Below are 26,350 nucleotides of genomic sequence, written 5' to 3' on the forward strand. Positions count from 1 at the left end.
ATCAAAAATTAATGGGTATGTTTAGGATTAAAACCGTCGTCGCTTAATTCTGCATGTACATAATCTGCATGCATTTCAGCTTCGTAATCGATTTTTTCTCCTTTAGAGAATTTATGAATAATTTTCTCCATGATGTTATATATAACAGGAACCACAATCAAGGTTAGGAATAAAGAAGAAATTAATCCTCCAATAATTACCCAAGCCAATCCGTTTTTCCATTCAGCTCCAGCTCCAGATGCTAATGCAATTGGGAACATACCGAAAACCATCGCAATTGTAGTCATCAAGATCGGACGTAAACGAGCGTGGTTTGCCTGAATTAATGCCGTTCTGATTGACTCTCCTGCCGCTCTTCTTTGGTTCGTATAATCGACAAGCATGATCGCATTCTTACACACCAGACCAATCAACATGATAATACCTAAGATGGTAAAGATGTTCAATGAGTTATTAGTCAAAGCTAATGCTGTCATCGCACCAATAAACGAAAGCGGAATTGCAAACAATACTACAAACGGGTGAACGAAACTGTCATACAAACTCACCATTACAAGGTAAACCAAAATAATAGCGGCAAGTAAAGCAATTCCTAAAGTACCAAATCCTTCAGATTGATTCTCCTGGTCACCACCCCAAATGTAGTTTACTCCGGCTGGTTTTTTCAGTTTATCTAATTTTGCCTGCCATTGCTGAACGATTGTTCCTGACGGAACCCCAACGTTTTGTCCTTTTACAGTTACCGAAGCCGATTTGTCTCTTCGCTCTAACTGGCTAGGTCCGGAACCTTCTGTAATATCTGCAAATTGAGACAATTTAATTTGCTGCCCTGTTGCATTAATAAAAATCAAATTACTTACGTCTGCAATACTTTTTCTATCAAATGCATTATATCTAATGTTGATATCGTATTCGTATTCACCAGCTCTGTATTTACCATCTGTATTTCCACTAAAAGCAGTCTGCATTGTTAAACCAACTGTTTGGAGTGTTAATCCTAAAGCAGCCATTTTATCACGGTCTACTTTTACGTTAATCTCAGGGTTTCCGTCTTCAACAGTTAATTTAATCTCTGTTGTTCCAGGAATTGTACGTAATTCTGCTTCTGCTAATTTAGCAAATGCCATAGCACTTTCTGTTGAAGGACCTGTTACGATTAATCCTAATGTAGCATCTTCTGCAGTTCCTAAAATACCTACAGGAACTGTTTTTACTTTTGCTCCAACTAATACTTTTTCAAGTTTACGTTTAATTTTTGCTGCATAAACATTCGCATCATCTGTACGATCTTCTTGTTCGATCATTTTTACGTCAATCTCTGCTTTATAAGCTGTTGCCTGCGATGCTCCAAAACCTTCACTGGTTTGTCCTACAGTTGTAATTTGACTGTGAACGTATTCTTGAGATTTCAAATAAGCTTCTGCTTTTTGAGTCATAAAGTTTGTCTGCTCTAACGAAGCATCTTTTGGCATTTCTATCTGAACTAAGAACTCCCCACTATCTGAAGATGCGAAAAACTCCCCTCCAATGAAACCTCCAGCCATTAATCCAACTGTTGAAGCAAAAAACAATATAATTACGACAATAAAAGTTTTAATATAATGGTCTAAACACCAAGTCAATAAATGAGAAACCCAGTCTGTAAAACGAGTTAAATAATTTTCGAAACCAAGAATAATTCTTCCAAATAAATTCTTTCCTTCAATATGCTCCAATTTCCCGAAACGAGATGACAACCAAGGAATAATTGTAAAGGAAGCCAAAAGTGACAGCATCGTAGAAATAATAACCGTAACACAGAATTGCGTAATAATATCAGAAACTAATCCAGAACTCATTGCGATTGGCAGGAATACTACAACAATTACTAAAGTAATCGAAGTTACTGTACCTCCAATTTCTGCTGTACCATCATAAGACGCACGGATTCTGCTTTTACCCATTTCCATATGTCGATAAATATTCTCCAAAACCACAATCGCATCATCGACCAGAATACCTACAACCAGAGATAATCCTAATAAACTCATTAAGTTTAAGGTATATCCCATTAAATAAATTCCGATAAAAGTCGCAATTAACGATGCCGGAATCGAAACCATTACGATCAATGAGTTTCTGATACTGTGCAGGAAAAACAACATTACAAATGCTACCAGAATTACCGCGATCAATAAATCGTGTACTACAGAATCTGCCGCTTCAAGCGTAAAGATTGTACTATCTTTTGCTACCGCTAATTTTAACTGATTTACTTTATAATCATTTTCTAAAGTTGCAATTGTTTTTAATAATTGCTCGCTTACCGCTACCGCATTTGCATCAGATTGTTTAACGATTTGTAAAACAATTGCACTTTTTTGATCTACGCGCGATATTTTTTCAGCAATTTTCTGTGTGTCCTGAACATCAGCAATATCACTTAAACGAATTTGAATTCCGTTTTGAGACGAAACTACTAAGTTTCTTAATTCGTCAACACTTTTATATTTACCCGCTAAACGAATTAATATTTTTTGATCACGGGTCTGAATGTTTCCTGTTGGGAAATCTAAGTTTGAACTCAAAATATTTTGCTGTACCTGCGGAATAGATAATCCATACCCCTGCATTTTTACGGCATCTAGATTTACTTGGATTTCACGTTCAGAACCACCAATAATATTTACCTGAGCCACACCTTGTACACGAGATAAAATTGGCGCAATTTTTTTATCAATTAAATCATAAAATGCTGCTTCATCCATTTTTCCGTTGGCACCAATTGTCATAATTGGTAAATCACTCAGCGAGAATTTAGTTAATGCCGGTGTTTTAACATCTTCTGGCAAATCACTAATAATTGCATTGATTTTACGCTGTGCATCATTTAAAGAAAAATCGACTTTTGCATTCGAGGTCAATGTAATCGAAACGATCGATAAACTTTCGTACGATTTCGAATCAATTTTCTTGACATTTTCTAAAGATGCGATCGCATCTTCAATTTTCTTGGTCACAGTATTTTCTACCTCACTCGGAGATGCTCCGGGATAAACAGTAGAGATTGTAATAACGTTTTGTTCAAATTTCGGGATCAGCTCATAGCCTAGTTGGCTGTAGCTGAACAATCCACCAAGTGTCAGAATTGTAAACAATACAATTACTAACGACGGACGTTTTATGGATATTTCGGCTAATTTCATATTTTTTTAATGCTATAGGCTTTAGGCTGTAGGCTTTAAGCTTTAAGGTTTAATTCATTATTTTATTTAAGGCTAGGAGCTGTAAGCTTTAGGCTTTTTAAAAAGTTTATTGCCTACAGCTTAAAGCTTATTTAATAATTTCTACTGTATTTCCGTCTTGTAAGTTAATCTGACCTGTAACGATTACCTTTTCTCCATCAGATAATCCTTTGATAATCTCTACTCTATCACCCAAAATTCTTCCTGCTGTAACTTTTCTTAATTTTGCAACGCCATTTTCAACAACAAAGATTTCATTACTGCTTACACTTCCTACGAATGCATTTCTAGGTACAACCATTAAGTTTTGTTTTTGCTGATTTGATGCAAAGTTTGCAGTTCCGTACATACCCGCTTTTAGGTCGTTGTTTGAGTTGTTTGTGATTTCGATTTCAACCGGAAAATTTAAAGACTCATCAGCTTTTGCGGCAATAAAAGTAATTTTTCCAGAAAAAGATTTATCAGGATAAACACTAGCCGTTACATTAATATGGTTTCCTACTTTTAAACTTGCAACTTGATTTTCGTTTACTGTAACTACTAATTTTAGTTTAGAAACATTTACAATATCAAACAATGCTGTTGCCGGCATTCCTGTTAAAATAGATCCCGGCTCAATATATTTTTTGTTAATGAATCCATTAATTGGAGCTTTTACTTTAGTATCTCCTACATTGATATTTGCTTGTTTCAATTCAGATTCTGCATTTGTCAAAGCTAATTTTGCCTGGTCTAACTGCTGTTTAGTAACACCCCCTGTTTTAAAAGCATTTTCGTATCTGCTGTAATCAGATTTTGCATTTTGATAAGCTGCCTGAGCTTGTTGTGCACTTACATTAATAACATCACCTCTCATTGTTAATAATGTCTGACCTACTCTTACGTAGTCACCTTCTTTAGCTAAAACACTGATAACTTTTCCAGATTTTTCTGCAGAAAAAGTCAACTCCTGAATTGGCTGAAAGTTTCCGTTTGCAACGAAATCTAATGAAACTTCTTCTGTTTTTACTGTAGATATTTTTACAGAAACTGCTGCATTTTTTTCAGCAACGATATCTGTTTTTGCTTTATTTTCTTTCTTATTATTATTTAAGACATATCCCATCACACCTAGTGCTGCGATTATGATTGCGATTGTTATAATAGTTTTCTTCATTGTAATTAGTTATTTAATAAGAGATTTAAGTTCGCCTTTTGATTTGATTAGAGATATTTCGGCAATTTTATAATTTAAAACTGCTCTTGTATAATTATTTTGAGCTTCAAGTGATGCATTTTCGGCATCTAATAAATCGGTTAAAGATGCTAGCCCCTGAAGGTAATTGTTTCTTGTATTACTAAGAATTTCAGTTGCCAGACGCATATTTTCTTTTTGATTTTCGATCGTTACAAGATTATTCTCAATTTGAGCCATTGCATTTCTGTAGTCTAAATCAAGAGAAAGTTTAGTATCCTTCATATCTTCCTGAAGTGATCTGATTTGAACATCTGCTTGTCTTACTTTGGCACGAGTTCCAAAACCTGTAAAGATTGGTACGTGTAAATTTAATCCAATTGCAGAGTAATCTGACCAATAAACTCCTTTTTCAGGTTTTGCAAACCAAGGAAATTCAGGCCCCTGACCAATATAATTGTAGCCTGCAGTTAATGAAAGTGTAGGATAATATGCGGCTTCAACTGCTTTCTTATTATACACTAAAAGCTCTTCTTGTTTTTTCAAAAGCAGATATTCTGTTCTGTTTTCAACATTTGGCTGTTCTGTTAATGCAGCAGGAACAACTTCAAATTCTTCTTTTGGCATATCGATTACAGTTTCAATAGGCATTCCCATATAAAACTTTAAAGCATTTTCCTGCAAAGTAATCTGGTTTTTAATCTGCTGGCGTTCCGTGTCAATATTTGACATTTTTACAACAATACGATCTAAATCAATTTTTTTAGCTAAACCGTTATCAAACTGTCCTTTTACGATATCACGAACTTTTGTTGTGTTTACGTAGTTACTGTCTAACAAAATCAATCTTTCTTTTTGTACATAAACAGAATAGTAGTTATTTGCAACTCTTTCAATAACTTGTTCTTCTGTTAACTGATCGTTTATTTGATAAAACTCACGAGTAGATTTTGCCGCTCTTAATCCTGTAAAAACAGATTGATCGAAGATTGCCTGAGTTAAAGAAACTCCTGCAGTCGATGTCCATTTTTGACCAAATGCTGCCTGAATTGTAGTTCCAGGCGCACCAAATCCTGCTCCATCAATTACTGTTGTTTGAATTACGGGATTATAGGTTAAATTTCCGTTTGCAGAAATTTGTGGTAACGCTCTTGAACGTACTTCCTGAATTTTGTATTCGCTGTTTTCAACCTCAAGTTTTGCTTTTTTAGCATCGGCTTTATTTTGAAGCGCGTAGTTAATCGCATCTTTTAAGGTTAGGGTAGTTACTTGTGCGTTGGCCGACAGACCAATTGTGCACAAAAATATAAGAACTATTCGTTTCATATGTAATTAAATATTATTTATAGATTGATGATTATTCTTTGATATTTTTAAGTTGTTTTTCTAGTTCAATTATACCTTTTTGTGTTGCCATTGCTCTGGTATGATATTCCAAAGCTTCTAATTCTATTTTTTGCGCTTCTCTTTCAGATACGGTCGTTTCATTAATGTGAAAAATCAAAGTGTAATAAAATTTCACATATATATCTATATTTATGTCTGGTCGATATAAATCTTCTCGAATGCCTTTTAAAATATTATCTCTAAAATAATGGTTGCACTGATCTATTTCGTGAGTCATTACATTTTGATAAATTTCAGGGTAATGCTTTTTTAATTGGTATAAAGGAGATGTGTCTGTGCTGTTTTTAAACATATCGCGAAACATTTCTCTAATTTCAAAATTCTCATGAATTGCATTGTAATTTTTAGCAACAATGGTATCGATAACTTCGTGTACTTGTCTGTGAACTGCCGAGGTGCTCTCTTCGATCAAAACTTCTTTATTACAAAAATATTTATAGATCGTTTTTTTTGAAATACACATTTCACCGGCAATGTCATCCATTGTAACACTCTTAAAACCAAGTTTTAAAAACAACTCACTTGCTTTTGATATAATTTTCTCTTTCATTTTAATTTTTCCAATTGCATTACAAATATAAACAGGAAACTAAAGTCCGAAAAATAGTTTCCGTTGTATTTGTAATAATTTTACATTAAATTATTCATTAAGTAAGATTTATATACTAAATTCCAGATTAGCGATCAGCTTAATATCTTTTCCAAGAGCCAAACCTCCGTTATGCTGAAAAGAATTATAATCCAGACCAAAATCCTGGCGTTTAATATCTCCTTTAATTTCAAAAGCTACCTTTTTTTCTCCGTTATAAGTATTAACACCAATAAATTCTGCATCAAGTTCTACAACTCTTGTAACATCTTTTATCGTTAAATCGCCTTTGAAGAAATTGATATTGTTGTTTATCTTTTGAAACGAAGTCGATTTAAAACTAATAATTGGATGTTCGTCTACATCAAAGAAATCCTGAAGCTGTAAATTCGTATCGATTTGCTGAAAACTTTCCTTTTTATTATTAATATCCAATGAAAATTCAACCGATGCATCTTCAATTTCATTGTCTTCAATATTCACATAACCGTCAAATTTATTTGTTGTTCCTCCTAAATAAGCAATTATTGAATGTCTCATTTTTATTAAAACATCTGATTGAGTAGAATCTAGTGTCCATGTTGTTTTCATAAATATCTAATTTTAATGAGTTTATAAATTATTCAAACTCTCTTTTGGAAACTTTTTCAGTGTTCTAAGTTTCCGTTTGATGGCGCAAATATAAAAAGGAAACTCTAAACACCAAAAAAGTTTCCAGGTTTTTTTCGAAATAATTTTAACTTATTAAGAATTAATTGATTTAATGGCAGTTTCAGATGGAAACTATCTTTTAATTTTAAGAAAGAAATAATTCATTATGAATCGTATCTTTGAGCCTCATAAATCAGAATTTCATTTTATGCACGATATTAGTCAATACCAGGATTTTTTTATTGAATATTTAAATAAACAAAACATACATAAAGAACCTGCAAATCTTTACGAACCAATTGAATACATTTTAGGACTTGGCGGAAAACGTATGCGTCCGGTTCTTACTTTAATGGCCGCAGAAGTTTTTAATACTGATTATAAAGCAGCACTTCCGGCAGCAATGGCGGTTGAAGTTTTTCATAATTTTTCACTTGTTCATGATGACATTATGGATGATGCGCCTTTGCGAAGAGGACAAATTACGGTTCATGAAAAATGGAATTTAAACACGGGAATTCTTTCTGGCGATACAATGCTTATCCTGGCTTACCAATATTTTGAACAATACGAACCGGCAGTTTTTAGAGACTTAGCAAAACTTTTCAGCAAAACGGCTCTTGAAGTCTGCGAAGGACAGCAGTGGGATGTTGATTTTGAAACACGCAAAGATGTTACGATTCCTGAATATCTGAAAATGATTGAATATAAAACCGCTGTTTTGGTTGCTGCTGCAATGAAAATGGGCGCAATTGTTGCCAAAACTTCGGAGAAAGAAGGAGATTTAATCTATGATTTTGGATTAAATTTAGGCCTGGCTTTTCAATTACAGGATGATTATTTAGATGCCTTTGGAGATCCTGAAACTTTTGGAAAACAAGTTGGCGGTGATATTATCGAAAACAAAAAGACCTATTTATATTTAAAAGCTTTAGAATTTTCAACTCCTGAAAAAGCTTCAGAATTACAGAAATTATTCAGTTTACAGTTAGAAGATAATTCAGAAAAAATAGAAACTGCAAAAGCTATTTTTAATGAATCAGGGGCTTCAGGCGCCACTCAGAAAGCCATTGAAATGTACACTTTTAAGGCTTTTGATACTTTGGAAAAAATGGACATTAATGCTGAAAAGAAGGATATTCTGAGAACTTTTGGGGAGAATTTAATGGGAAGAAAGGTTTAGTTTTTTTGCCACAGATTAAACGGATTATATAGATTTTTTTTCTTTGCCACGAATTACACTAATTTCCACGAATTATTCATTGTTAAATTAGTGAAAATTAGTGTAATTCCTGGCGAAAAAATCTACACATAGTAAACCCGACAGGTTTTTAAAACCTGTCGGGTTTGTTATTTTAAAACTTAAAAGTGCTTCGACTTCGCTCAGCCTGACAAACGTTATTAATAGAACGGAGTGTCATCCTGAGCGAAGTCGAAGGCTTATGAAAACAAATCATCTGGATCAACTAAATCTGATAATTTTTGTTTTAAATCATCTTCTAAAATGGTTAAACCAAATTGATATGAAGCGTTCATCCATCCAAAACCCTCTTCCGTTATATAATTAAATTCGGTTCCTACGTTTCCATATTCGGCGAAAATTTTGTGCGAGCTTATTGATAAATCAAACTTTTCAGGAATGGTTCCGTTGTAATCAACCGTGTTTCTGGTAATCAGCCAAAGCCAGCGATAGACCATTTCCTGCGCTTCTTCGCTAAAATTATAATTCAGCAGGCCTTCCCACAAAAGCATTTGATGCGGCGCCCAGCCAAACGGATAATCCCATTGTCTTGTTGGCGAATTATCATCAAAACCTGCAATTGATTCTTTCGTACTTCCGGCAATTCCGCCTTTCATTTTAAACTTTGGAAGCGTTTTTTTAACCAAAATATCGGCTTGTTCCTGTGTGCTTATTTTTGCCCAAAGCGGATAAAAAGTGGTCGCAGCGTCAAAAGCATGCTGTTTTTCGTTTACAAAATCATAATCGAAATAAATACCGTTTTCAGGATTCCATAACAATTTGTTTATTTTTTCTTTTCTCGAAGACGATTTTAACAGCCAATAATCGCTTGAAAAAGATTTATCTTCAAAATATTGAAATTCATTTTTAAAATATTTCTTAATCAAAAAAGCAATATCAGTTTCGTATTTATAAAGCAAACTATTAATCGCAACCGTATTTAAATTAGCGCAGACTCCAACCAGTCGATGTGTTGTATCGTGACCGCTTTCGCGCATACTTCTATCGTGTGTAAAATACTTATCTAGTTCAGGATCGACGATTTCTCTTTCAAGATATTTCTTTTCGAATTCACGGGTTGAGAGATTGTACTTTGGTGCATATTGCTCCAGAATATCATCAAAATGCCCTTCTTCAACTTCAAACGGAAGCCCAATTCCTTCTGCTTTATAACGGTTTAAACCATTTGCTGTAAGCCTTTTTCCTTCTTCCATCCAAACCGTTAAATATTCTTTTATGGCTGTTTTTAAATGTCTTTCAATCCAAAAAATATCAGGATTTGACTTTTCAATAACATCCATAATAAGCGACGTATAAAGCGGTGGCTGCGTGCGGGTTAAATAATAACTTCGGTTTGCATTTAGAATTTTTCCGTAATGATCTATTTGATATTTAAAGTTCTCGGCAATGCCCAAGGCAAGATCAATTTTATCATCAATCAAAAGCCCTTTGGCAATAAAATAACTGTCCCAGCCATACATTTCGTTGAATCTTCCGCCAGGAACGACAAACGGAACTCCCGAAATTTCATTATTTTTTATTTGGAGTGCCAAAGCCAGAATTCCCGGTTTTTTATTCAGCGATAAAACATATTCTGGTGAAATATTTTTAGGCAGTTGCACCACTTTTAATTTTGGCGTCGCAGCTTCTAATTTCTTGAAATAATCAAAAACAATTTCGTCGCCAAAAGGCACATATAAATAAGCCAATTCATTTTCGATTTTATCGTCTTCCAGAATTTTCTTTACACCAATGGCATCAATTGTTCGGGTAAGACCATTCCAATACAGGTCTTTTATTTTTCTTGAAATTCTTTTTACAGGATCTTCAGTGATTTCATTTAAATCTATTGTGGCAGATTCAGTATTGTTTTTCTTAGCCAAAGCCAGTTCCTGCAACAGGTTTGAAAGCTGATAAGTCCCTTCAATCACTGCTGAATTTCCGTTTTCATCATTCAATAAAAACTTCTTTGGACCGTTGTCATCAATCGTAATTTTTTTATCGCCGTCAGTATCTTCCTGAGCCAATAATTTTTCGATGGTTTGGATTATATGTAGTTTAAATTTCATCTTTTGCAGTTATTTTTTTAAGAATAAAAAAGGAAATCAGTAATAAAGTCATCGGAATTAAAGTGAAATAAAAAGCCTTTTCTGGTCCTTCATTTTTAAACAGCCAGCCTGTTATTCTGGATCCTAGTGTTCCGCCTAGAGCAGAAAAAATGACGATTAATCCGGTCATGGAACTTTGTAAATTCTTTGGTAAAGCACTTAATACAATCGAATTTAATAACGGATAAATAGGCGCAATAAATAATCCGATTAAAGGAAATGCAAATCCAATTAATGGAATATCTGAAAGTGTATTAATGTTTTTTACTTCTAACCCAACTGTTTTTGGAAGTACAAAAACGACAATTAACATCGCAGAAATAATACAGACACTTAAAACCCAAATCCAGTTTACTTTTTTTGTTACGATTCCGGCAATAAGTCTTCCCACTGCTAATGAAACTGCCAAAATACTGGCCATCATAATACTGATATTTTCCGGCAGATGAAGCACTTTTGTATTGAATGTTGGCAGCCAGGAAAGAATTCCCTGTTCGATCATTACAAATAAAAACACGCTGATAACAAAAATAACCGTAAGCAGTTTTGCCATTAATTTGAACATCTGCAAGAAATCATCTTTGAGGTTTACTCCAGCCGCAGCTTCAGTTTGTTCAAATTTTACAAAGAGTAAAAACAGGAACGACAAAAACGATAATCCCGCTAATAACCAATATACATTTAACCATGAATTGGGGTCGTTTTCGTTGTTAAAAGCCGGAAATAAAAAATAAGCCAGCGCAATTCCTACCATAAAAAAACCTTCTATACTGCTCATTAAAGCGTTGTGTTCTTTTTTGGTTTCGGTTACGGTTCCTATTAACGAGTAAACGGAAACTTTTATCAGGGCAAATGAAACTCCAACGGTTGCAAAAAGGATTTTAGCATTGTCAAATGAGTTTCCAAAATACATAGAAATACAGGCTAAAGTCACTAAAGCCAATCCTATTAACATCGCTTTTCTATAGCCTATTCGGGGCAAAAAAGAGGCTATAAAAAAGGATACAATAGCAATTGGCATGTCTTTAAAAGCCTCTAAAATACTCGCCTGAACTTCATCGACTCCGTAATTTCTCTGTGATTTTAAAATCACAATTCCTACGCTGTTTAATAAAATAGCGAAGACAAAATAATTGAGGTAAAGTGAGATTTTAATTCCTATGTTTTTCATTTTCTGTTTTTTGTCTATTCGTTGTGGTTACTGTGCGGAGACGCACTGCTGTGCGCCTCTACAGTACCATACGTATATACGTTGAATTATATAAATTAGAAATTAACGGCTACAGAAAATCTAAATGCGCGTCCTAAAATAGGTCTTGCCATAAACACATCGCTTGCTGCTGATGTTGTTTGTCTTGGATCTCCTTCTGTTAAACCAATTTCGTTGAATAAATTCGAAGCATCGACTGCAAAACGAAGGTTTTTATACGTGTAATTTAAACCTGCTCCAACTTCTTTATAAGCTGGTAAAACTTGTTTGTTATCCTGATTCGTGAATTTTTTATCGTAATAAGAAAACTGAACATAAGCTGTAAAATCTTTTGTAATATCAACTTCTGGTCTTAAGTTACAGAAAAATTTAGGGATTCTTCTTGCTGTATTTCCGTTGAAATCAAAAGTAGAACCGTCTGCATTTGTTCCTGTAAAGTTGTCGTATTCCGGTTTTTGAACCGTAAATGTAAAGTTCAGTTTTACAAATTCATATCTCGCATTAGTTTCTACTTCAAGACCAATATTGTTTACGTCGGCAAATTTATTTTCTGAAGATCCATCAGATAAAATATCCGTGAAAGCAACGTTTTTCAAATTCATGTGAAATAAATTCGCATTTACAGAGAAGAAAGAACTTGAATATTTATAACCCAATTCAAACTGATTTACTTCTGTATTTTCCAGTTTGCTTAAATCGGCTGCATTATCATAAAATGATTCTTCAATTGGAGATCTAAAACCGTGGCTGTAACGAACGTATGAAGCCATATTGTCGTTGAATTTGTAGTTTCCAGCGGCAGTATACGACCATTCGCTTACATCATATCTCCAGTATGTATAAGGGTTTCCTTTTACAGTTGTTACTGCATCATCGGCCGTATTATTGTCCAGAATTCCTAAGTTTTCAGAGAAAAATCTGGCATTGTCTCTGTATCCGGAATATTTGTCTTTATTGTATCTTAAACCTGCATTGAAAGTCAAATTATCTGTCGCTTTAATTTCTGCGTCAGCATAAATATCATTCAAAAGTCCTTTTGTCTGTGCATCTCTTTCAAGCCATGTAATTCTTTCGATACCATTCCAGGTATGATCAACTCCGGTTGTATTATCTTTTACGTTTAATAATCTTGGATTATCTGAAACGCCTACTAAATAGGAATTCCAGTTCCAGTATTGATTTGATTTCCAGTTAGAATAGTAGTAACCAGCCGTTAATTTCACTGGATCTAAGTCAAAAGAAAAAGAGAAATTATTCGCAAAGTTGTTCATTTTCTTTTCAATATGCCAAAGGTCAGCCCTCATAATTAAAGCATTTGGATCAAGAGTCGCTCCATTATCTACATAACTATAAGTCAAATTACTAGCTGTTGTATTTTGAACAGTTGTTGCATAAGCATCTTGTGTCCAAGGTCCGCCATTTGGGAAAATTGCATTGTAATTTAAATCGATGCTCGTTTGTTTGAAGGCATTTTTGAAAGTAACCTTATCTGAAATTTTCTTTTTGAATTCAGCTCCAATTGAGTTGATTACAGGATGAGAACCATCTTCTAAATCTGCGCTAAAAGTTCCGCCTCCATATTGAGGAACATTTAAATGACTGAAATTTACTGAAGTCAATGTTCCGTAATTTGGATTAAATCCGTTGATACCTTCAATTTTTCCGTTATTACTTTTTAAAGGAATTGGTAAATAAAATGTGTTTCTGTCGTCAAGATGTTTGAAGTTAACTCTTAAATAATCGTTGTCATCAAATTTATACGTGATGTTTCCTTTTATTTGTCCTCCTTTATTGGCTGTAAAACCAGTATTTCTTACACCATTATCAGCTCTGTAGAAACCTCCAATATTAAAAAACAATTTATCCTGAATTAAAGCACCAGATAAATTAAGGTCAGTTCTGAACATTCCGTAATCTGAAGTCGTGAATTTTGCTCTTCCCTGAAAATCATTTTGACCTGTTTTCGAAATAAAGTTGATAATTCCCCCAGGAGCATTGTTTGCAAAAATTGAGGCAGAACCTCCACGAACAGCTTCCATTTTGCTTACCGTTTCGTCAAGTCTGTAAAAGGTATCGGCATTGGCAAATTGTAATGCACCATCTTCAAAAACCGGTAATCCGTCTTCCTGAATCTGTACATATTCATAAGCTCCCGCAGATGGAATTCCTCTTGCAAAAAGGTTATTTCCAATTTCTCCTCCAGATGCTTCAACCACAAATCCCGGAATTGTCTGCAATAAAGCCGCCGTACTTGACGGCGCTCTGTCTTCGATCGCTTTTGCTCCCATTGTGGTAATGGCAACGCTCGATTCTAATTTCGATCTTGGGGCAGATGAACCTGTTACTACCACTTCTTTTAAACTTTGTGATTCCGTTTCTAAAAGCAAATCTGCCACTAAAGATTCTCCTTCTTTTACCGAAATTTCTTTGCTGTATGTTTTGTAACCCACATTTGTTGCTTCTACAACATAATTTCCAGCAATAACATCAGTAAAAACATAGCGTCCGTTTTCATCTGTTATCGTATTTTTTCCCGTGTCTTTTAAAGATACATTTGCTCCCGGAATTGATTGTCCGGTTTCGTCTAATACTTTTCCAGACACCGTATTTTTTGCCTGGGCAAATAAATTATTTGGAACAGTAATTAAGCATATTATCAAAAATAATATACCTAAGTAAGAGTGTTTCTGTTTCATGACTTTTTTGGTTTAGTTAGTAAATTTTTCATTTATACTGTAAACTTAAAACACTAATTAAACACAATTTAGCAATTCTAAATCGAAAACGTTTTCGAAATCACCTAAAACGTTTTCGGAAATATATTTTTGATCAATGAAGTTTATTTTTTAGTACATTTATTTCATGAATGATACAAAATTAATAGATATAGCCTCGGCCCTAGGAATATCGGTCACAACGGTTTCAAAGGCATTAAAAGGATATACAGACATTAGTAAATCGACGCGCGCCAAGGTTATCGAAATGGCCGAAACGATGAACTATATGCCTAATTCTGTTGCGGTTAATTTAAGAACCAACGAAACCAAAACCATTGGTGTCATTATCCCCGCAACGGTTCATCACTTTTTTTCGAGCGTATTAAATGGCATTTTAGAAGAAGCTGAAAAAAGAGGTTATTTGGTTATCATTCTGCAGTCAAACGAAAAATATGAAATGGAGAAAAAACAGCTTGCTTTATTGATTCAAAAGCGGGTTGACGGCGTTTTGATGTCACTTTCTAACGAAACGGATGATTTCTCTCATATTAATGACGCCATCCGAAAAAATACGCCTGTTGTTTTATTTGATAAAATTGCCAAAAGAGTTGATTGTTCTAAAGTGGTTATTAATGATGCCAAAGCGGCTTTTGATGCTGTTTCCTATCTTATAAATAAAGGGTATAAAAAAATCGCTCATTTTAGAGGTTCGTATGTTCCTCAAAATTCTATTGATCGTTTTTTAGGTTATAAACGTGCACTTGAAGCACACGGAATTGAATACGATCCGAAACTGGTTTATGTTTGTGACAACAATACAGATTTTGAAGACGGCTACGAAAATGCTCAAAAAATCATGAACGAACATCCAGATATCGACGCTATTTTTGCCATTACAGATTTAGTCGCTATCGGGATTATAAAATATTTTAATGAGGCTGGAATAAAAACACCAGATCAGGTGGCTGTTTTTGGCTTTAGTAATTGGTTTATGAGTACGGTAATTTCGCCTAAATTAACGACAATTGATCAGCCTGGATTTGAAATGGGGCACACAGCGGTTTCGATTTTAATTGATGAAATTGCAGATATAAAAGAACACAAACCTGTTACGCATCAAATTATAGAACTTCCAACCAGAATCATTGAAAGAGAATCAACGGTTAAATGATTTTTTAGTTTTAACTTTGCCTCAATTCTTAAAGAGCATCAATGTTTCCAATTCCTGAAAATACCGATTTTTTATTGGCTGATGCCGAAAGAGAAAATTTATATTTAAGTCTGATTGAGCAGATTAATAAAGATTTTAATCTGGCGAATGAAGGAATTGATTTTCCGCTTAGTATTTCTCCCGAAGAATTAAAAATCCAGCTTCACGAAAAAATCTACCGAATGATTCAGTACAAGTTTGCTGAATATCTGAACCTGCTTTATATTATTGATGTTTCTGAAATTGAAATCAAAAAGTTAGATGGATCAGATTTGGTAATTTTAGCTGAACAAGTTGCTTTTTTGATTTTAAAAAGAGAATGGCAGAAAGTGTGGTTTCGTAATCACTATAAATAGAAAATTAGTCTGTTACCAAAATACTATAACTTTCAGGTCTTACGATTTTTTTTAATTTACCTAATTCAGACCACAATCCAAATCCGCTAGTATCTAATTTACTACCAATAATCTGAGAACGACCGCATTTAAAACAAATTTTTGCGATTCCAACTGTTTTTTCTTTCTTCTTAAAAATAAAAATATCCCGATATTCTGCAGCACAACCAGCGAAAGTATTTTGCAGAGAATCTTTTTCGCTAAATACATTTTCAATATTTTTTTGCTGTTTAATTGATAAATTTGATTTTTTGTAGTTATGATTCAATAGAATTTTCTCGAAATTTTCTTCTCCGATAGTATCAGGAAAAGTATGAACATAAATATCAAAAAATTCTTTTTCTTTTTTAGTATTATTATCCTTCATAAGGATTTTGGTAAATTCATCATCAGAAAAATCTAAATAGTAATGATCGATTTTATCAGAATCAAAAAAAGGTCGTAACTCTTTTTTTACAACTTTTTCATCTGCTACTTCTGCCTTATTTGAATTTTTACAACTCGAAATTATAATAACAATAAGTATAAAAATATATTTTTTCACTTTGTGGATTTTAAAAACTTAGCATCTCAGAACCTTAGCAACTTAGAAATAAACTCTCACAAAAGGCATAAACCCAGAACCATAAAGACTTTTATCAGGATCATATAACACATCGTAGCGAGCGCCAATTGTTACATTTCCGGTTCTGTAACCTGCTCCAAGATATAAAGCAGTATTCCAATAACTATCAGAAAAAGCCGGTCTGTTGATGTTGGCTTCATATCTTGTATCTACTCTTACTTGCTCTAATTCGGCAGATAGTTGAACTTCCGGGATTGGGTTTACAAGCGTAATTAAACTTCCGCCATAAACATACGATTCATAATAGTTTTTTGAAGATAAGTAACCAAATTGTAAACCAAGACCAAAGGAAACAATTTCGTTAACATTGTAAATGGCGCTTGGCATTACTGAAATGTCTGTATAACCGGAACCAATTCCTAAACCAAGACCGCCTCCAAACTGCACTTTATCCCAAAAATGATTACTGTTATCTATGATATACTTTTGCTGTGCATTTACATAACTTGAGAATAAGACTGTCAAAATCACAAAAAAAGATCTGCAATCGATTAAAAATTGTTTTTTATTCATAGTTAACGTTTATTTTAACAAATTTTTACGTAAAAGTACGTAAAAAAAAGATTTAAATAAAGGCGATTGTTGTACTTTTGCCATTCTATTTAACAAAAAGTATATTCACTAATATTATGGATAGGTTTTCATTTTTAAATGCAGCGCATACCGAATTTTTTGCACAATTATACGATCAATATTTAGTTAACCCAGACAGCGTTGAGCCTAGCTGGAGAAGTTTCTTTCAAGGTTTTGACTTTGGAATGACGACTTATAATGACGAAAATCCGGTGCAGACGATAGTTGAGTATGTGACTAGCCCAAACACAGATTACAGTCAGGTTTCAGAAAAACTGCAAAAAGAGTTTAATGTTCTAAAATTAATTGATGGATACCGTACACGCGGGCATTTGTTTACAAAAACAAATCCGGTTCGTGATCGCAGACAGTCTTCTCCAACTTTAGATATCGAGAATTTCGGATTATCTGCAGCTGACCTTCCAACTGTTTTTGACGCTGCACAAACAATTGGAATACCGCCTTCTTCATTAGAAGCTATCGTAAATAGACTTAAAGCTATTTACTGTCAGCATATTGGTATTGAATATATGTATATTAGAAATCCTGGCGTTGTAAAATGGATTCAGGAAAAACTGGCTGTTAATGTTAACCAGCCAAATTTCTCTACAGAAGAAAAGAAAACGATCTTAAATAAATTAAACGAAGCTGTTTCTTTCGAGAACTTCCTTCATACTAAATATGTTGGACAAAAACGTTTCTCATTAGAAGGTGGAGAATCTATTATTCCAGCTTTAGATGCTTTAATCGAACAGGCTGCTGAAAAAGGTGTTGAACAATTTGTAATGGGAATGGCTCACCGTGGTCGTTTGAACGTTTTGGCAAACATCTTCGGAAAATCTACTCAGGATATTTTTGGTGAGTTTGATGGTAAAGACTACGATCAGGAATATTTTGATGGTGACGTAAAATACCACTTAGGTCTTACTGCCGACAAAAAAACAAGATCTGGAAAAAGCATCAACATCAATTTAGCACCAAACCCTTCTCACTTAGAAACTGTTGGAGCTGTAATTGAAGGTATTACAAGAGCAAAACAAGAAAGACATTTCCCGGAAGATATTTCAAAAGTTTTACCAATCGCCGTTCACGGAGATGCTGCAATCGCAGGTCAGGGTATTTTGTATGAAATCATTCAAATGTCATTACTTGACGGATACAAAACTGGCGGAACAATTCATATTGTAATCAATAATCAGGTTGGATTTACAACAAACTATTTAGACGCTCGTTCCTCTACTTATTGTACAGACGTTGCCAAAGTAACGCTTTCTCCTGTATTACACGTAAATGCTGATGATGCTGAAGCTGTTGTACACGCTGTATCTTTTGCATTAGACTACAGAATGCAGTTTGGACGTGACGTATTTATCGATTTATTAGGATACAGAAAATACGGCCATAACGAAGGTGACGAACCTCGTTTCACACAGCCGGTTTTATATAAAATCATCGCAAAACATAAAAATCCAAGAGATATTTATGCTGAGAAATTATTGTCTGACGGCGTAATCGATGCATCTTATGTAAATGCTTTAGAAAAAGTATACAAATCTGCTTTAGAGGAAAATTTAGAAGCTTCCCGTAAAAAAGATTTGACAATTATAACTCCATTCATGAAAAACGAATGGGACGGATTTGTTCAGGTAACTGATACGCAAATGCTGGAAAAAGTTGATACTTCTTATCCAAAAGAAAAATTAACTCAAATTGCAAACGCAATTTCTAACTTACCTGAAGACAAAAAATTCATCAGCAAAATTCAAAAATTAATCAACGACAGAAAAACAATGTTCTTCGAAACTAATCTTTTAGATTGGGGAATGGCAGAGCATTTAGCATACGGATCTTTATTACAGGAAGGTTATGATGTTCGTATTTCTGGACAAGACGTAGAAAGAGGAACTTTTTCTCACCGTCATGCCGTTGTTAAAGTTGAAGATTCTGAAGAAGAAGTAATCTTAATCAACAGCCTTGAAGGTAAAAAAGGAAACTTTAATGTTTACAACTCTCACTTATCTGAGTACGGAGTTTTAGGTTTTGATTACGGATATGCATTAGCAAGTCCAAAAGCTTTAACAATTTGGGAAGCACAATTTGGAGATTTCTCTAACGGAGCCCAAATTATGATTGACCAGTATATTTCTTGTGGAGAAGATAAATGGAACAACCAAAACGGTATTGTTCTTTTATTGCCTCACGGATATGAAGGACAAGGAGCAGAACACTCTTCTGCAAGAATGGAGCGTTACTTACAGCTTTGTGCAAGACATAATATGTATGTTGCCGATTGTACAACGCCGGCCAACTTTTTCCACTTATTGAGAAGACAATTGAAAACAAATTTCCGTAAACCTCTTGTAGTATTTACTCCAAAAAGTTTACTTCGTGATCCAAGATGCGTATCTCCGGTTGAAGATTTAGTAAACGGAAGTTTTCAGGAAACAATTGATGATACAACAGTAAACAAAAAAGACGTTAAAACTTTGGTTTTTGTTACTGGTAAATTCTACTATGACATCGTTGCAGAAAGAGAAAACAATGGAAGAAAAGATGTTGCAGTTGTTCGTATCGAGCAATTATTCCCTTTCCCGGTTGAACAAATCAAAGAAATCATTGCAAAATATCCAAAGGCAGATGATTATGTTTGGGCTCAGGAAGAACCTAAAAACATGGGAGCTTACAGCTTTATGTTAATGAACTTTGATCTTGTAAAATGGAGATTAGCTTCATTAAAAGCATATGCTGCTCCGGCATCAGGAAGTTACACACGTGCAAAACGTCGTCATGCAGATGCAATTAGAATGGTATTCGATAAAAATTTATTCAGATAAAAAAATAATTGTTTCATGTTTCAAGTTTCAAGTTCAAACCTGAAACTTGAAACTAACTAAACTTTAAACAAAGAAATAAGATGATTTTAGAAATGAAAGTCCCATCACCAGGGGAATCAATAAAAGAAGTTGAAATTGCAACTTGGTTAGTAAAAGACGGAGATTATGTAGAAAAAGATCAGGCGATTGCTGAAGTTGATTCAGATAAAGCTACTCTTGAATTACCTGCTGAAATGAGCGGTGTTATTACACTAAAAGCTGAAGAAGGTGATACAGTAGCTGTAGGCGCTGTAGTTTGTTTAATTGATACTGATGCCGCAAAACCTGCAGGCGGCGCTCCGGCAGCAGAAGCTCCTAAAGCTGAGGCACCAAAGGCTGAAGCTCCAAAAGCAGAAGTAAAAGCTGAGGCTCCAAAAACAGCTCCGGTTCAAGCTCCGGCAGCAACAAGTTACGCAGCTGGAACTCCATCTCCTGCAGCAAGAAAAATATTAGACGAAAAAAATATTGCTCCGGCTACAGTTTCAGGAACTGGTAAAGGCGGAAGAATTACTAAAGATGATGCTGTAAATGCAGTACCTTCTATGGGAACTCCAACCGGTGGAAGCCGTGGAACTGAGCGTACAAAATTATCTATGTTACGTCGTAAAGTAGCAGAAAGATTAGTTTCGGCTAAAAACGAAACGGCTATGCTTACTACTTTCAACGAAGTAAACATGACGCCAATTAACCAAATTCGTAATGAATACAAAGACGCTTTCAAAGCAAAACACGGCGGCCTTGGTTTAGGTTTCATGTCTTTCTTTACAAAAGCAGTTACAAGAGCTTTACAATTATATCCAGATGTGAACTCAATGATGGATGGTGATTACAAAATCTCTTATGATTTTGCTGACATCTCAATCGCTGTTTCCGGGCCAAAAGGATTAATGGTTCCTGTTGTTCGTAACGCTGAACTTTTAACTTTCCGTGGAATTGAAGCTGAAATCAAAAGATTAGCTTTAAGAGCTCGTGATGGTCAAATTACTGTTGATGATATGACAGGTGGAACTTTCACAATTACAAACGGCGGAGTTTTTGGAAGTATGTTAAGTACTCCAATCATCAACCCTCCTCAATCAGGAATTTTAGGAATGCACAACATTATTGAGCGTCCGATTGCTGTAAACGGAAAAGTTGAAATTCACCCAATGATGTACGTTGCACTTTCTTACGACCACAGAATTATCGACGGACGTGAGTCTGTTGGTTTCTTAGTTGCTGTGAAAGAAGCTTTAGAAAACCCAGTAGAATTATTAATGAATGGCGATGCTAAACGTGCTTTAGAATTGTAATCAGAATAATTTTTCAATTATATATAGAACCTGTTCATTAATTTGAGCAGGTTTTTTTTCTTAATATTAGCTTAAATCTTGCTTAAGATGTTAATTTTTTAAACAAACATAAGTATTACTCTTTAAAAATGTTTTATTTAGAATAAATAAATACAAGCTTGCATTGTTTACATTCAACATGTAAATTTGCGCTATTAAAATCAATTCTAAATAAAAATGAAATTTAAATTAACATTTACTGTATTGAGCTTTTGCTTTTTCTTATTGACAGGTACTACAATCTGGGCACAAGAAAAAGCTTCAATAAAAGGTCAGGTAACATTAAACAATAATGAAAGTCCGGATAATATTTCAGTCATCCTAAAAGGAACCCGTTTAGGAACAATTACTGATGAGCAAGGAAATTACAAAATAAAAAATATTAAACCGGGAACTTATACAATCAAAATTTCTGGAGTTGGATTTAATACAATTGAAAAAAAAACAACTGTTAATGAAGGTGAAGAGTTAATTCAAAACTTCACTTTAATTACAAATTCAGAAGAACTGTCAGAAGTTGTAATTAACGGAGGAAAAACGAATCACTACGCCCGTAAAGAAAATCAGCAAGTATCAAGATTACCTCTTAAAAATCTTGAAAATCCACAAGTATATACTACAATTACCGGAGAAGTTTTAAAGGAACAAGTTGTAACAAACTTTGATGATGCGCTTAAAAATGCACCGGGAATCACACAACTTTGGGCTTCAACCGGTCGTGGCGGAGACGGCGCGGGGTATTATTCTCTTAGAGGATTTGCTGTGCAGCCAACTATTGTAAATGGTTTACCAGGTTTAACAAACGGAAGCTTAGATCCGGCAAATATTGACAGAATTGAAATTATAAAAGGTCCTTCCGGAACTTTATTTGGAAGCAGCTTAATCTCTTACGGAGGTTTAATCAACACAACAACTAAAAGACCTTATAAAACTTTTGGCGGAGAAGTAAATTACACCGTTGGAAGCTATGGCTTAAATCGCGTAACTGCAGATTTGAACACTCCTTTAAACGATAAAAAAACATTAAACTTTAGAATAAACTCAGCATATAACAAACAAAACAGTTTTCAGGATGCCGGTTTTAGAGAATCATTTTTTGTTGCTCCATCATTATCTTATAATGTAAATGACAGATTATCATTTTTAGTCCTTACTGAATTCATGAGTAATGAATCTACAAATCCAACAATGTTATTCTTAGACAGAGGAAACCCTTTAAGAGTTCATAACATTAATGAATTGAAATATGACAACAAACGCTCTTATACAAGTGACGAGCTAACAATTAAAACACCATCTTATAATATCCAGACCCAAATGAATTATAAGATTTCTGATCAATGGACATCACAAACAGTTTTCTCAACGAGTTCAGCAAAATCAACTGGTAATTATGCTTATCTATATGAAGGAACAAGTAATCCTGCATTTGCTTCTATTACAGAAGGAATTGTTTTGGCTAGATATTTTAACTATCAGGACAGCCGAAATATTACAACTGATGTACAGCAAAATTTTATTGGCGATTTCAAAATTGGTGATTTAAGAAACAGACTAGTTGTTGGTTTTGATTATTACAAAAGAACAGCAACTGACCGCGGATCTGGATATTTTGGTAATGGTTTCATTTATATTGGAGACGACTTACAGTCATTTAATGATATATTCGGACCAACAAATGGCGATACTGGGGATTTAACAAAAGCCGGTTCTGATGCAATTGTTGGAGACAGCCCAAGAAATAACAGCAAAACTAAACAAGAGGTAATAAGCACCTATTTCTCTGATGTAATCAACTTTAGTCCTGCTTTATCTGCAATGGTAAGCTTACGTGCTGACCGTTTTTTAAACAGCGGTGATATTTCGACAGATGCAGACAATTACAATCAAAATGCTTTATCTCCTAAATTTGGTTTAGTTTACCAGCCAATTATAGATCAGGTTTCTATTTTTGCTAACTATATGAACGGATTTACAAATGTTGCTCCAGGAGAAAATGTAAACGGAACAACAAGAACTCCAAAAACATTTAATCCGGAACATGCTAATCAATTTGAAGTTGGTACAAAACTGAATATCTTCAAAGATAAACTTTATGCTGCTTTAAGTTATTATGACATCAAAGTAACAGATCAGGTATACAGCGTGAGACCAAATGCAACTGATGTAACTTACTATCAGGATGGAGGTCAGCATAATAAAGGTTTCGAGGCAGAATTTATCGCAAATCCAATCAATGGGTTAAACATTATTTTAGGATACAGCTATAATGATGCTACATTAACTCAGGGTGATGCTGATTTTGTGGGCTTCCGTCCAGAGAGTGCAGGTGCTTATAATTTAGCCAACCTTTGGGCAAGCTACAAATTTACAGAAGGCTTCTTTAGAGGATTTGGTTTAGGATTTGGAGGGAATTATGTTGGAGACAATAAAATAATGAACAGATCGGTTTCCGGAGCATTTACAATCCCGGAATATACTGTACTTAATTCTTCTTTGTTTTATAATGCTGAAAGATTTGGTGTAACACTAAAATTGAACAACATTGCAAATAAGGAAATCTATGACGGATGGTCAACAATACATCCAAAAGATCCTAGAACTTTTGCTGCAAGTTTTACTTACAGATTCTAATAAACATAAAAACACCTTTCGATTGAAATCGAAAGGTGTTTTTTAAATTTTTAAGATTATGATAACAATAGCAAGCCTTATCGTTTTTTTAGCTTTTTATACCCTTTATTACACTTCAAAAAGAGCCGCTTTATCTTATGATTTTGGTTTTGAAAAATGGATGCAGAAAAATCCAAAACAAACTAAAATTACAGGATTAGTTCTTCTTGCTACAGCTTACGCAATGTGGCTTTTCACGCAGTCTTTAGGCTCTGGTACATTAATGTTTTTTATTCAGCTAATGGCAATTGGAAGCTTAATTATCATCCTTACACCTTTAAAGAAAGTAAACAGCAAAGCTCTATTAGCACTTTTAATTATTGCTGCCTTACTAGAATTTTATTACAACTAAACCACATTTAACCAATGCCAGCAAATCCAAAATATTTAACTCTTGCATTTTGGCCCCGTTTTGCCAAAATTACTGCCGCTATTTTAGGCGGCTACTTTGTTTCTGTTACTTTTCATTTAGCTTTAGCTTCGTGGTTTAATCGTGCAGATGTTTTAATGACAATGGCTTTTAGCGGATTTATACTTTGGGTTGTTTTGATGGTTTTGGCTTTCTTAGCAAAAAGCGGATGGAAAATCTGGGGAATTTACATTCTTCTTTCTTTAGTCTTTTCTCTTCTTATTTATCTTGGTCAAACTTATAATCCTGTAGCGTAATACTTATGAATAACCGTCATTATAATATCTATTTTCATACACATACCGTTAGCGGAATTGTTATTAGTGTTGTGCTTTTTGTAATTTTCTTTGCAGGATCTTTTTCTTTTTTTAGAGATGAAATCATCAATTGGGAAAGAAGTGAATCTACTGCTATTACGAGAGAAATTCAATTAGACTACAATAAAGCTTTAGAAAATATTGACAAAGAATACATTTTACACGGAAGAAATATAACCATATCTAAACCGTCTATAGAAAACAGGGCTGCAGTTTATATGGAAGGCTCCAAAGACACTTTGGCTCCAGCCAAACAAAAAGAGGGGTCATTCTTTTATCTGGACAACAAAAAATTCAAATCTTATACTTACGAAGAATCCTACTCTTTAGGTGAGTTCTTATATCGTCTGCATTTTCTGGCACAGATTCCTTATCCTGTTGGATATTATCTTTCAGGATTTACAGCCTTATTTTTCCTTTTCGCAATAGTAACGGGACTTTTATTACATTGGAAAAAAATAGTTTCTAACTTTTATGTTTTTCGTCCAAAGGAAAAATTAAAAACATTATGGACAGATGCACACACAGCATTAGGAATGATCGGACTTCCGTTTCAGTTTGTTTATGCTGTAACCGGAGCATTTTTTATGATTAAATTATTAATCGTAGCGCCAGCAGTAATGGCTTTGTATAAAGGTGACGAAAACAAATTATATAAAGAATTAGAATATAACGATCCTGATTATAAATTTGAAAATAAAAAATTAGCCACGCCTTTTAACATCAATCAGCTTGTTTCTAAAGCAAAAAGCAATTGGTCTGATTTTGAAATTACACGAGTTTTTATTCAAAATTATGGCGATGCAAACATGCACGTTTTAGTTGAAGGTGAATTATTGAGCGATAAAAAATTTACCGGAATTGGAAAAGTCATTTACCGAATTGCTGACGGAAAAGAAATTGCCCGCAAAAATCCTGTTACTCAAAATGGCTATCTAGATATAGTAAAAAATGTTTTATACCGAATTCATTTTGGTGATTACGGCGGATATGCACTAAAAATAGTGAGTTTTATTTTGGGAATCATAACTTGTTTTGTCATCATTTCTGGAGTAATGATTTGGTTAATAGCAAGACAGAAAAATAATTTACCTGAAAAGAAAAGACGTTTCAACGCTGCTGTTGTTCGCATTTATCTGGCGATTTGTTTGAGTATGTATCCAATTACAGCTTTGGCTTTTATTGGAACAAAAATATTTTATCCGTTAAGCCAGTCAAACTTGTTTAGTTTATATTTTGGCGGATGGCTATTATTGACAATCTTCTTTATCATTAAAAAGAATGATGCCTTTACAAATAAGTTCTGTTTAATCTCTGGAAGTATTTTAGGATTTTTAATTCCAATAACAAACGGAATTTTTTCTGGAAATTGGTTTTGGACTTCATTTATGGAGCACAAAATTCAGATTTTCTTTATCGATGTTTTCTGGATTGCTTTGGCTTCCATAACACTTTATACAGCTTATCATTTAAAGCCTAAAAAGAAGTCGCTTAAAACGACTTAAGATTTTTTCACACAGATTGAGCAGATAATAAATATTAAAAAAATCTGCCAAATCTGCTCAATCTGCGTAAAAAAAAACTTTACACCTCACAAAATATCAGAATTATTTGTCCCATATGA

The 26,350-nt window shown here is 34.1% G+C and carries 19 protein-coding genes; 9 read left to right on the forward strand and 10 right to left on the reverse strand.

Annotated elements, in window-relative coordinates; translation table 11 throughout:
* Window positions 1-8: 8 nt before the first annotated feature.
* The 5 genes from LUU93_RS01860 to LUU93_RS01880 all read right to left on the reverse strand — a co-directional run bounded on the left by LUU93_RS01860 (window position 9) and on the right by LUU93_RS01880 (window position 6,985).
* Entirely contained in the window at window positions 9-3,185 is a 3,177-nt protein-coding gene (locus LUU93_RS01860; RefSeq protein ID WP_232677612.1) for an efflux RND transporter permease subunit, read from the reverse strand.
* A gap of 127 nt (window positions 3,186-3,312) precedes the next feature.
* Entirely contained in the window at window positions 3,313-4,380 is a 1,068-nt protein-coding gene (locus tag LUU93_RS01865) for an efflux RND transporter periplasmic adaptor subunit (RefSeq protein ID WP_232677613.1), read from the reverse strand.
* 9 nt (window positions 4,381-4,389) lie between these two features.
* The gene (locus LUU93_RS01870) at window positions 4,390-5,724 is read right to left on the reverse strand and encodes a TolC family protein (protein ID WP_232677614.1); all 1,335 of its coding nucleotides are present in this window, start codon (window positions 5,722-5,724) and stop codon (window positions 4,390-4,392) included.
* Between the two features lie 31 nt (window positions 5,725-5,755).
* Window positions 5,756-6,355 carry a TetR/AcrR family transcriptional regulator gene (locus tag LUU93_RS01875; RefSeq protein WP_232677615.1) on the reverse strand — a complete coding sequence of 200 codons (600 nt, stop codon included), beginning with the start codon at window positions 6,353-6,355 and terminating at the stop codon, window positions 5,756-5,758.
* Between the two features lie 108 nt (window positions 6,356-6,463).
* Complete coding sequence (locus LUU93_RS01880) at window positions 6,464-6,985, reverse strand: YceI family protein (RefSeq protein ID WP_232677618.1); 522 nt, start codon at window positions 6,983-6,985, stop codon at window positions 6,464-6,466.
* A gap of 268 nt (window positions 6,986-7,253) precedes the next feature.
* Between LUU93_RS01880 and LUU93_RS01885 the strand changes: the two genes are divergently transcribed.
* Window positions 7,254-8,228: a polyprenyl synthetase family protein gene (locus LUU93_RS01885; RefSeq protein ID WP_232677815.1), complete on the forward strand. Its 975-nt coding sequence runs from the start codon at window positions 7,254-7,256 to the stop codon at window positions 8,226-8,228.
* A 257-nt stretch (window positions 8,229-8,485) separates the two neighbouring features.
* Here the strand turns inward: LUU93_RS01885 and LUU93_RS01890 are convergent, their stop codons facing one another.
* The 3 genes from LUU93_RS01890 to LUU93_RS01900 all read right to left on the reverse strand — a co-directional run bounded on the left by LUU93_RS01890 (window position 8,486) and on the right by LUU93_RS01900 (window position 14,299).
* Window positions 8,486-10,354, reverse strand: coding sequence for an alpha,alpha-trehalase (locus LUU93_RS01890; protein ID WP_232677619.1), 1,869 nt, complete (start codon window positions 10,352-10,354; stop codon window positions 8,486-8,488).
* The gene (locus tag LUU93_RS01895; protein ID WP_232677621.1) at window positions 10,344-11,564 is read right to left on the reverse strand and encodes an MFS transporter; all 1,221 of its coding nucleotides are present in this window, start codon (window positions 11,562-11,564) and stop codon (window positions 10,344-10,346) included. The genes LUU93_RS01890 and LUU93_RS01895 overlap by 11 nt, the downstream gene beginning before the upstream one ends.
* Before the next feature lie 95 nt (window positions 11,565-11,659).
* Entirely contained in the window at window positions 11,660-14,299 is a 2,640-nt protein-coding gene (locus LUU93_RS01900; protein WP_232677622.1) for a TonB-dependent receptor, read from the reverse strand.
* Window positions 14,300-14,465: 166 nt separating this feature from the next.
* Here LUU93_RS01900 and LUU93_RS01905 point away from each other — a divergent pair, with 166 nt between their 5' ends.
* Complete coding sequence (locus tag LUU93_RS01905; RefSeq protein WP_232677624.1) at window positions 14,466-15,491, forward strand: LacI family DNA-binding transcriptional regulator; 1,026 nt, start codon at window positions 14,466-14,468, stop codon at window positions 15,489-15,491.
* A gap of 41 nt (window positions 15,492-15,532) precedes the next feature.
* Window positions 15,533-15,886: a hypothetical protein gene (locus LUU93_RS01910; protein WP_053471534.1), complete on the forward strand. Its 354-nt coding sequence runs from the start codon at window positions 15,533-15,535 to the stop codon at window positions 15,884-15,886.
* Window positions 15,887-15,890: 4 nt separating this feature from the next.
* On the opposite strand, the gene LUU93_RS01915 is transcribed toward LUU93_RS01910, so the two are convergent.
* Together LUU93_RS01915 and LUU93_RS01920 are read right to left on the reverse strand one after the other, a co-directional pair.
* Window positions 15,891-16,469: a hypothetical protein gene (locus LUU93_RS01915; RefSeq protein WP_232677626.1), complete on the reverse strand. Its 579-nt coding sequence runs from the start codon at window positions 16,467-16,469 to the stop codon at window positions 15,891-15,893.
* A gap of 42 nt (window positions 16,470-16,511) precedes the next feature.
* A complete protein-coding gene (locus LUU93_RS01920; protein WP_232677628.1) occupies window positions 16,512-17,063 on the reverse strand; it encodes a hypothetical protein in 552 nt (183 codons plus the stop codon).
* Window positions 17,064-17,179: 116 nt separating this feature from the next.
* On the opposite strand from LUU93_RS01920, the gene LUU93_RS01925 reads away from it, so the two are divergent.
* The 6 genes from LUU93_RS01925 (at window position 17,180) to LUU93_RS01950 (ending at window position 26,231) form a co-directional block, all read left to right on the forward strand.
* The gene (locus tag LUU93_RS01925) at window positions 17,180-19,957 is read left to right on the forward strand and encodes a 2-oxoglutarate dehydrogenase E1 component (RefSeq protein WP_232677630.1); all 2,778 of its coding nucleotides are present in this window, start codon (window positions 17,180-17,182) and stop codon (window positions 19,955-19,957) included.
* An 80-nt stretch (window positions 19,958-20,037) separates the two neighbouring features.
* Complete coding sequence (gene odhB, locus LUU93_RS01930; protein WP_232677632.1) at window positions 20,038-21,288, forward strand: 2-oxoglutarate dehydrogenase complex dihydrolipoyllysine-residue succinyltransferase; 1,251 nt, start codon at window positions 20,038-20,040, stop codon at window positions 21,286-21,288.
* 216 nt (window positions 21,289-21,504) lie between these two features.
* The gene (locus LUU93_RS01935; protein ID WP_232677634.1) at window positions 21,505-23,961 is read left to right on the forward strand and encodes a TonB-dependent receptor; all 2,457 of its coding nucleotides are present in this window, start codon (window positions 21,505-21,507) and stop codon (window positions 23,959-23,961) included.
* A 58-nt stretch (window positions 23,962-24,019) separates the two neighbouring features.
* Window positions 24,020-24,352 (forward strand): hypothetical protein, encoded by a 333-nt coding sequence (locus tag LUU93_RS01940; RefSeq protein ID WP_232677635.1) that lies wholly within the window; start codon window positions 24,020-24,022, stop codon window positions 24,350-24,352.
* 14 nt (window positions 24,353-24,366) lie between these two features.
* Window positions 24,367-24,666, forward strand: coding sequence for a hypothetical protein (locus LUU93_RS01945; protein WP_232677637.1), 300 nt, complete (start codon window positions 24,367-24,369; stop codon window positions 24,664-24,666).
* 5 nt (window positions 24,667-24,671) lie between these two features.
* Window positions 24,672-26,231: a PepSY-associated TM helix domain-containing protein gene (locus LUU93_RS01950; RefSeq protein ID WP_232677638.1), complete on the forward strand. Its 1,560-nt coding sequence runs from the start codon at window positions 24,672-24,674 to the stop codon at window positions 26,229-26,231.
* The last annotated feature ends 119 nt before the right edge of the window (window positions 26,232-26,350 follow it).

The sequence above is a fragment of the Flavobacterium soyae genome (genome assembly GCF_021245985.1).
Lineage (GTDB): Bacteria > Bacteroidota > Bacteroidia > Flavobacteriales > Flavobacteriaceae > Flavobacterium > Flavobacterium soyae.